The sequence below is a fragment of the Enterobacter cloacae complex sp. IR53030 genome, assembly GCF_049238365.1.
Taxonomy (GTDB): domain Bacteria; phylum Pseudomonadota; class Gammaproteobacteria; order Enterobacterales; family Enterobacteriaceae; genus Enterobacter; species Enterobacter kobei.
On sequence record NZ_JBMKHA010000047.1, the window covers coordinates 1 to 7,714 of the forward strand.

Genomic DNA, 7,714 nt, shown 5'->3' on the forward strand with positions numbered 1-7,714 from the left:
CGGCGTTCCTGGCCATGCTTTTTGACTTTCCACTCGCCTTCACCGAAGACCTTCAGCCCGGTGGAATCAATCACCAGATGTGCGATTTCACCCCGGGTGGGCGTTTTGAAACTGACATTAACCGACTTTGCCCGCCTGCTGACACTGACCTGCCCCCAGGATTAGATACAACCTTCAGTTAGTAATGTCGGTTGGTTTTTCTTCATATTTCCTGTTTCGCCAGTCCGTTGCGAATTCAGCTGGTGTCTGGTAATCCAGCGATGAATGGGGACGGCACTCGTTATAATCCTGCCGCCAGTCATTAATCGTTTTCCGGGCATGAAGAATATCACTGAACCAGTGTTCATTCAGACACTCATCGCGAAAGCGTCCGTTAAAACTCTCAATAAATCCGTTCTGCGTTGGCTTACCTGGCTGGACAAGACGTAGTTCCACACCATGCTCAAAGGCCCATTGATCGAGCGCGCGGCAGGTAAATTCCGGGCCTTGATCGGTTCTTATTGTCGCCGGATAGCCCCTAAACAGCGCGATGCTGTCCAGAATACGCGTGACCTGAATGCCTGAAATACCGAAAGCAGTGGTGATCGTCAGACACTCCTTCGTGAAATCATCCACACAGGTCAGGCACTTGATCCTCCGGCCGTTGGCCAGTGCGTCCATAACGAAATCCATCGACCATGTCAGGTTCGGCGCATCCGGGCGCAGAAGCGGAAACCGTTCGGTTGCCAGCCCTTTACGGCGTCGTCTGCGTTTTACGCTCAGTCCATTAAGGTGGTAAATACGGTATACCCGCTTGTGATTGACGCGAAGGCCCTCCCGACGCAGCAGCTGCCAGATGCGGCGGTAGCCAAAACGCCTGCGCTCCAGTGCCAGCTCAGTGATGCGCCCGGATAAAAGCGCATCAGCTGCCGGACGCTGAGCCTCATAGCGGCAGGTCGACAGAGACAAACCTGTAAGCCTGCAGGCACGACGTTGCGACAGACCGGTCGCATCACACATAAACTCAACGGCTTCCCGCTTCTGGCCTGTCGTCAGTACTTTCGCCCCAGAGCCACCTGAAGTGCCTCCTTATCCAGCATGGCTTCGGCAAGTAGCTTCTTGAGGCGGGCGTTCTCCTCTTCAAGAGATTTAAGCCGCTTAACCTCGGGCACCTCCATACCGCCATACTTCTTGCGCCAGGTGTAAAAGGTGGCATCTGAAATGGCGTGCTTACGGCAGAGCTCGCGGGCAGAAACTCCGGCTTCCGCTTCGCGGAGAATACTGATGATCTGTTCGTCGGAAAAACGCTTCTTCATGGGGATGTCCTCATGTGGCTTATGAAGACATTACTAACATCGGGGTGTATTAATCAACGGGGAGCAGGTCAACACAGCTGTAATCCGGGCAGCGTAGCGGAACGTTCATCAGAGAAAAAATGGAATCAATAAAGCCCTGCGCAGCGCGCAGGGTCAGCCTGAATACGCGTTTAATGACCAGCACAGTCGTGATGGCAAGGTCAGAATAGCGCTGAGGTCTGCCTCGTGAAGAAGGTGTTGCTGACTCATACCAGGCCTGAATAGCTTCATCATCCAGCCAGAAAGTTATGGAGCCACGGTTGATGAGGGCTTTATTGTAGGTGGGCCAGTTGGTGATTTTGAACTTTTGCTTTGCCACGGAACGGTCTGCGTTGTCGGGAAGATGCGTGATCTGATCCTTCAACTCAGCAAAAGTTCGATTTATTCAACAAAGCCATCGAAGCACAAATTCTTTGGCTAAATCCCGAGCAGTAAACTTCTTGTCGGGGTTCGCCTTGAGCGTTTCGATAATCATTTCTACTCGGGTTGCCATTATTCGACCTCGGCTAATTCTTGAGCCTGTCCTAACTCGATTTCGCCGGAAAGCGACTTAGTATTCATTAAAATTTAGTTCCGTTAACTTAATCGCTTTCCAGTTGTGGCGAGCTTTAGATTTGTCCCAACTCATGATACGGAGTGCTCTGACTTTTGTTTCATTTTTTAAATTACCTATAACAAAGGGAGGAACAAAAGTATCCTCGACAAATCCGAAGCCTTTGGGTGCTATTCGAAGCGTACCCTCTACATACGAAACATCAGCCATATCTACTTGCTTGGACGATGAGGAAGCTACTACTTCTTTGTTTCCATCAACACTCGCTACGGATAGCTCGACATAGTCACCAGCCTGAGGTTTCTGCTTACCTTTATGAACCCCCATGCGAACTGATAGTGATGTCGACTTATTTACGAATACTTGAAAGCCTTTACCGGATTTATGGATATTCTCTACGATAGCAACAACCTTCTCCATCGGCCCATGCAAGTAATTTAAAGCGTCATGAGAAATAGAGTTTAAAAAAGGACTCAGTTGCTTCTCATCGACACCAGAATCATACCAAGCCTGCATAGATAGCTGTTCTAGCTCTTGCTTTAGCTTCCACCCATGGGCTTGATAAGCCGCAATAGCCGTTTTTAGGCACATTGAGGCTTCAGCTTGCTGTTGATTTGCAAGTAATAAAGGAATAATTCCCTGTAATAAACGTAAACTAAAAGTAACGTCATGTGCGGATACTATTCCCCTAGCAAAAAACTTCATTGCTAAACGCTGATCTTGTTTTGAATAAGTAGCAGCCAACGCTCCCCAAGCCCAAGACTCTTTTTGCTTCTTTCTTAAAATGGGTAGAATGAGTTCGCGAGCCTGATCGTATTGGCCCGCAACAACAAGGCACTTCGCTTGGTCGTAATCAAGCCACATCATATGTTTAGTGTCAGAGGCTTGCTCGCGTGTTTGGTTAATAAATGCCATCACTTGGTTAAGATCTAGATGCCAATACTCTCGTGCTCTAAGCCATGCACTCGCCACTTGGCGTGCTGTTGAGAGCATCAAACTTGGCACTTCACCTTTTTCAGCTTGAAAAGGTGTTTTAGCCTCATCATCAAATAGTACAGTTTGATGTCGAAGCACAAGGTGAATCAAGGTTGGAAACCATTCCAAACTCTTCTTAAACTGAACCAGCAGCATTTTGTACTCTAGGCCGCCAGTAGCAATATCTAAATTTACTATGGTTTGCAGCAAGTTCTCTATTTGCTCAAATTCAAAATCAGTAGGACGATAGTTGTTTGAAGAACTCGCTCGCTTATTTAGATTTTCAAGCTGGTGCTTAAGAAACTCATAACACACCCAAAATAAAGCACCTTTCAAGTAAGTATCTTGGGGAGCTGCCTGCAACGCTTGAAAACCAAACTCCCAAGCCCCTTGCAGGTCTCCGCTCTTTCTCAAATTATTTACTGTACGATTAGCTGGCTCATTCATAGAAGCACACCTATTTGACATATTATTTCGTCAATGAGCCTTGTGGAATTACTAAGCTGAGGCATAGGTTGAACTTTAGTAAACTGGCTAGACTTGTTGTACCAAAACTCAATTACCGCCAACTCATTGCCTTTAACAAATGCATATCTTTCACAAAATGAACGAGATTCAATTTTGCTTATATCAGCTCCAACACTGTTGATTTGATCCATTACATTTAGATAAAACTCTTCTAAGAATGGCTCTGAAAAATGGAACTGAGTATCCTTTGAAGGCTCAGGTACATCGAGCAAAGTACCTTCTAATTGACCAAGCAAAGCCATGAGTTCAACATCGAACCCATCTTGAGTAATGCTCTTTACGCCAGACACTTTCCAGTTACCCTTGTAATTGAAACTTATCGAAGCCTGCTCATTCCCGCGCTGCAAGATGTAACGATCTTGATAGTTATAATGAAGGACATCCACTACAGTAATCCCTGCACCTTCAATACATGCATCAACAAGTTGGTATAGCTTTTTAAGTTGCGGGATGTCAGTCTGAAAATCAAACTTCGCTGTGGCTACTGAGTTCGTTGCTTCGGTACTTGGTCGCACAACCTCAACGCCTTCAGGAGCAGAATTGTCTAGGTTTACTGCTTTGGGTTGGTACGCTCCTGCTATTTTCATTCCATCTCCTAAGCGCAACTGAGGTGGATTCATTACATACAGGATGCCAGAAGTTCTCGTTATAGCGGTGTATAACCAGCGGAAGTAATCTTTAGTTAAGGCTTTTTGGTGTGTTTGACACTGTAAGAAAACAGTTTTCCATTCGCTACCCTGTGCTTTGTGTCCAGTAATGGAATAACCAAACTTAAGTTTAAAAGCATTGAAATAAGGATCTTGCAATAATGCAATTCTAAGCTTTTGTTCATTACCTTTACGTCTCAGTTCTGGGTGTCGATTTAAAAAGTGAACATAGAGTGCTTTGTGCTCATCTGACGATAAGGTCGGCTGATCATTGTAAAGTAGGTTTTCTACAATTTTGGCTTCAAAGAAGAATGGTTCACCGTAGTCGTTGCGAAAGCCTAGAATCACATCCCTAAAACTCAGATTTACTTTTCGCTTAACCATGTCACCAGTGTCACCTTTGACGCTAATGTCAACACTAATCAACTCAGAATGAGGAGATAGTACTTCCTTGATCATTCCAAATTCACCATTGGTAATACAAGCGTCTGCTCGATAGTGATTTGCTACCGAAATGACTTTATCTCCCGCGACCATTTGCTGTTGACCAGTAAAGAAGTACTCTCTAACCAAACGGTTATACTCAGCTACTTGTCGGTTTGAAGAAGCAATAATAATACTTTCTCCTGTACGGCTAACTTTTCTATCACATGAGTCTAGATAAGTGCTAAGTAGATTTTCCGAGGACAAATTAAATACATCATGATCATTAACTTCAAATTTCAGTTTATTGAAAAGATTTTGCTCTAAACCGTCACGCAACATGGCAGCATTGTTCAAAACACCACTATCACCTTTTTGACGAACAACTTCAGTCAAGTACCCTGAAGCCACAGCGACTTGATAATTTTCTTTAAGGTAACTGGCATCTAGCGCTGGTGACGTATTCATTCCAACAGGTGGCAACTGTGCATTATCACCAATAAAAATAACTTTCTTATTATGATCGTTGTGGTCAATATTTATGTACTTGAGCAAGTCTTTTAATAAATATCCGCTCCCAAAACGAAAAAACTCACCATCGGAATATCTGTCAGAAACCATTGACGCTTCATCAATTATATAAACAGCTTCGGCAGTATCTACATTGACTTTAAGGTCAGCATAGCAACGATAAGTTTCAGACCCTTCCACACCGTCAACTTTGTACTCTTTCACGTTGTCGTAATTGTATATCACGCGGTGAATAGTGCTGGCAGGTTGCATTGTTTTGTCTGATATCACTTTCGCGGCTTTCCCCGTCGGGGCCATAATAGCGAATTCACGACCAATTCTTTCTAGGTACTGAGTAATTCCTTTAGTTATAAATGTTTTACCTGTACCTGCATAACCATTAAGTAAAAATACGTTTTGTTTGGTATCGGTTAGAAACTCATTTATTTGCTTAACTATTTGGTTTTGACCTTTAGTTAAACTTACTCCTTCAAAGCAATCAAATATATCAATATTTCGGCGCGTCACTTCCATATCAAGATCAAAGCTTGAAGCTGATGAAATACTAGCTTGTTTAAACTCTTCACGCGTCCTGTAATCAAAGAAGGCTTGTTGTGAAGCGACTAGATCTTTTTGTTTTTGTTCAAGTTCAATCTGTAATAGTGCTTGCTCTTTTTTTACATTGGAAAGTGTGTCGTTTTTTTCGTCTAGTTGAGCTATTAGCTCACTCGTCTGTTGTTGATATTTATCACTATTATCAGCAAGCTGGGTCTTTAATTCAGCCTCTCGTTTATTGAGTTCTTGACGTTGCCGTTCTAACTCTGCTTCTAAGCGAGATGTATGATCGATAGGTTTTACCGGATCAACAAACTCTGGCGGAGTGATAGGCTTATTGAGAATAGCTTGAGCATACCAACGGGCGACTAAATAAGCTTCTTTGATTAACCAGAGTGTTTCATTGAGGGAAATCTCGTCTGAACCATTGCTAGAGTGGGCGGCTTTGTTACCTTTATGTCGCAATACATCTAATTTGGCCCAGATTCCCTTATCACTGACAACGTCCTTGAATTCGTAGCTGCGCAGTCGATTATATAAATCATCACGAACAGGTGGGGTTAGCGATAAACGTGAATAAATTTCCCCAACGACTACTTCAGTAAAACACCTAAGTTTCACTAGTGCTACCTGCTTATCATCATGGCAATACAGCTCGGCACTTTTACCAAATTGAGCGAGTTCAGGGCTGATGTCTGTTAGAAAATTAAAATTACTCATAACTCTTCATTAATTCCTCCAGATTAAACTATTGTGTCACTTAACTTCGCTAAAACACTACCAGTAAGTTGGAGTCATTACCCCTCAATCAAACGTGAGAAGTCGTCACCTTTAAAACTGGTCACATTTTCAATACCCAGATCGGAAGCAGACTGGTTGATAGTCTCTACCGCATAGAACTTTGCACCAGTCAGGCGCGGAGCTAACAGGTAAGATGAAATTAAGGTTTTACGAACACTGCCACTGTAATTAATTACCGCTACTTTCATAAATCACCTCAGAATTTTTTGTTGAACTTCTTAGGGTCGAAATTCTCACCGATTTTATTGAAGAATTCTTTATCAATAATGCCGGGACTCTCTGCTTTTTCACTTTCCTGCGCTTCAGGCTCAGACGGTTGTGTATTGTGCAATACACTTTCCGCTGCACCCTTCGCGCTACTCTTATCATGTGTATTATGCAATACATTTTTTCGGTTTTGCCGCGTTCTATACAGTGCCATCTCAAGCCCTTTGGCTGTTACCGAAAAGCTGTATTCGCTGTCGAGGATTTCAGCAATTTCATGCCGCGTTAGCCCTCTGTCCAGCCAGTTCTCGATTTCATTTAGGCGCAATCTGACAGCAGCCGATAAGTTGCGGGGTTTCAGATCTGCTGGTTTATTCATAACCCCCTCCGTTGTATGAAAATGACTCTACAACACTCGTAAGAAGGGGTCAATCGAGTTTTGTAGTTTATCTGTAGTATTCTTGTAGTCTATTTGTAGTCTGTCACGTTTTTTGTAGTTTCTTTGTAGTTTCTTTGTAGTCTTATTGTAGTCTATTTGTAGTCTTCCAACACTAAGGCAAAACGTTTTTTGTAGTTTATCTGTAGTTTATCTGTAGTTTTTGGTTGCTCAGATGGTCATGCAAGCATGACCATCAAAGAATAGGACGCTTTTTAGCCAAATGACCCTTAACCTACGGAGATCGCCCTACCAAAAAAAGATGATTTTTTATCCCTTAACCTGCTATACACCTAACGCAGCGTGATAAATCACGCTATCACACTGATTTAAAGGCAAAAAAACAAAATTTAGCCATGCTGCGGTATTACCCAGGTATTACAAATCCAATCTAACTTACTGATTTAAAGAATTTTTTATTTATTACTTTGGTAATACTATGATTTCACCGTATTAGACACCCTTTTTTCGTTTAAAAAATGCACAAAGTGAGGACTGAATGCCAACAATAACCGCAAAAGTATCAGATGAACTTTTGGCCTATATAGACCTGGTTTCAGGTGGTAATTGGTCAGAGTATCTGCGGCGCTGCCTTGAAGCTGGCCCAGGTGATCTGGAGTCCGGGTTGAAAATAGTTACCAACCAGCTGAGCGACGTAAATCGCAAACTGGATTACCTTTTTGGGCACTGTTGCAAAGTTAGCGATGAGGCAGCCTTTTGTCTTATTCAAAGGCCTTACATTTCAAAA

General features: G+C 43.2%; 6 protein-coding genes and 2 pseudogenes. 1 reads left to right on the forward strand and 7 read right to left on the reverse strand.

Annotated features, from left to right (window positions below; all coding sequences use genetic code 11):
- The 7 genes and pseudogenes from ACOTXR_RS24625 to stbA all read right to left on the reverse strand — a co-directional run.
- Window positions 1-143 (reverse strand): annotated as a pseudogene (locus ACOTXR_RS24625) (transposase); the annotation flags it as partial.
- Window positions 144-174: 31 nt separating this feature from the next.
- Window positions 175-1,295, reverse strand: a protein-coding gene (locus ACOTXR_RS24630) for an IS3 family transposase (RefSeq protein ID WP_222834872.1) whose coding sequence is annotated in 2 segments (ribosomal slippage) — window positions 175-1,037 and window positions 1,037-1,295 — 1,122 coding nt in all. Because the reading frame shifts where the segments join, the coding sequence is not laid out codon by codon here.
- Window positions 1,296-1,365: 70 nt separating this feature from the next.
- A pseudogene (locus tag ACOTXR_RS24635) lies at window positions 1,366-1,698 on the reverse strand (transposase); the annotation flags it as partial.
- Window positions 1,699-1,884: 186 nt separating this feature from the next.
- On the reverse strand, window positions 1,885-3,309 hold the full coding sequence (locus ACOTXR_RS24640; protein ID WP_023285886.1) for a tetratricopeptide repeat protein: 1,425 nt from the start codon (window positions 3,307-3,309) through the stop codon (window positions 1,885-1,887).
- Window positions 3,306-6,245 carry an AAA family ATPase gene (locus ACOTXR_RS24645; RefSeq protein WP_222834871.1) on the reverse strand — a complete coding sequence of 980 codons (2,940 nt, stop codon included), beginning with the start codon at window positions 6,243-6,245 and terminating at the stop codon, window positions 3,306-3,308. Before ACOTXR_RS24645 ends, ACOTXR_RS24640 begins: the two co-directional genes overlap by 4 nt.
- Before the next feature lie 77 nt (window positions 6,246-6,322).
- On the reverse strand, window positions 6,323-6,514 hold the full coding sequence (locus ACOTXR_RS24650; protein WP_000861580.1) for a hypothetical protein: 192 nt from the start codon (window positions 6,512-6,514) through the stop codon (window positions 6,323-6,325).
- 8 nt (window positions 6,515-6,522) lie between these two features.
- Entirely contained in the window at window positions 6,523-6,909 is a 387-nt protein-coding gene (stbA, locus tag ACOTXR_RS24655; protein WP_001039463.1) for a plasmid stabilization protein StbA, read from the reverse strand.
- 556 nt (window positions 6,910-7,465) lie between these two features.
- Here stbA and ACOTXR_RS24660 point away from each other — a divergent pair.
- Window positions 7,466-7,714 (forward strand): hypothetical protein (locus ACOTXR_RS24660; protein WP_421767127.1); only part of this gene is annotated, 249 nt, incomplete at its 3' end.

Coding starts and splice junctions, on each gene's coding strand:
- stbA (WP_001039463.1), bottom strand. CDS start 6,909: ATGAATAAACCAGCAGATCTGAAACCCCGCAACTTATCGGCTGCTGTC.
- ACOTXR_RS24645 (WP_222834871.1), bottom strand. CDS start 6,245: ATGAGTAATTTTAATTTTCTAACAGACATCAGCCCTGAACTCGCTCAA.
- ACOTXR_RS24640 (WP_023285886.1), bottom strand. CDS start 3,309: ATGAATGAGCCAGCTAATCGTACAGTAAATAATTTGAGAAAGAGCGGA.
- ACOTXR_RS24650 (WP_000861580.1), bottom strand. CDS start 6,514: ATGAAAGTAGCGGTAATTAATTACAGTGGCAGTGTTCGTAAAACCTTA.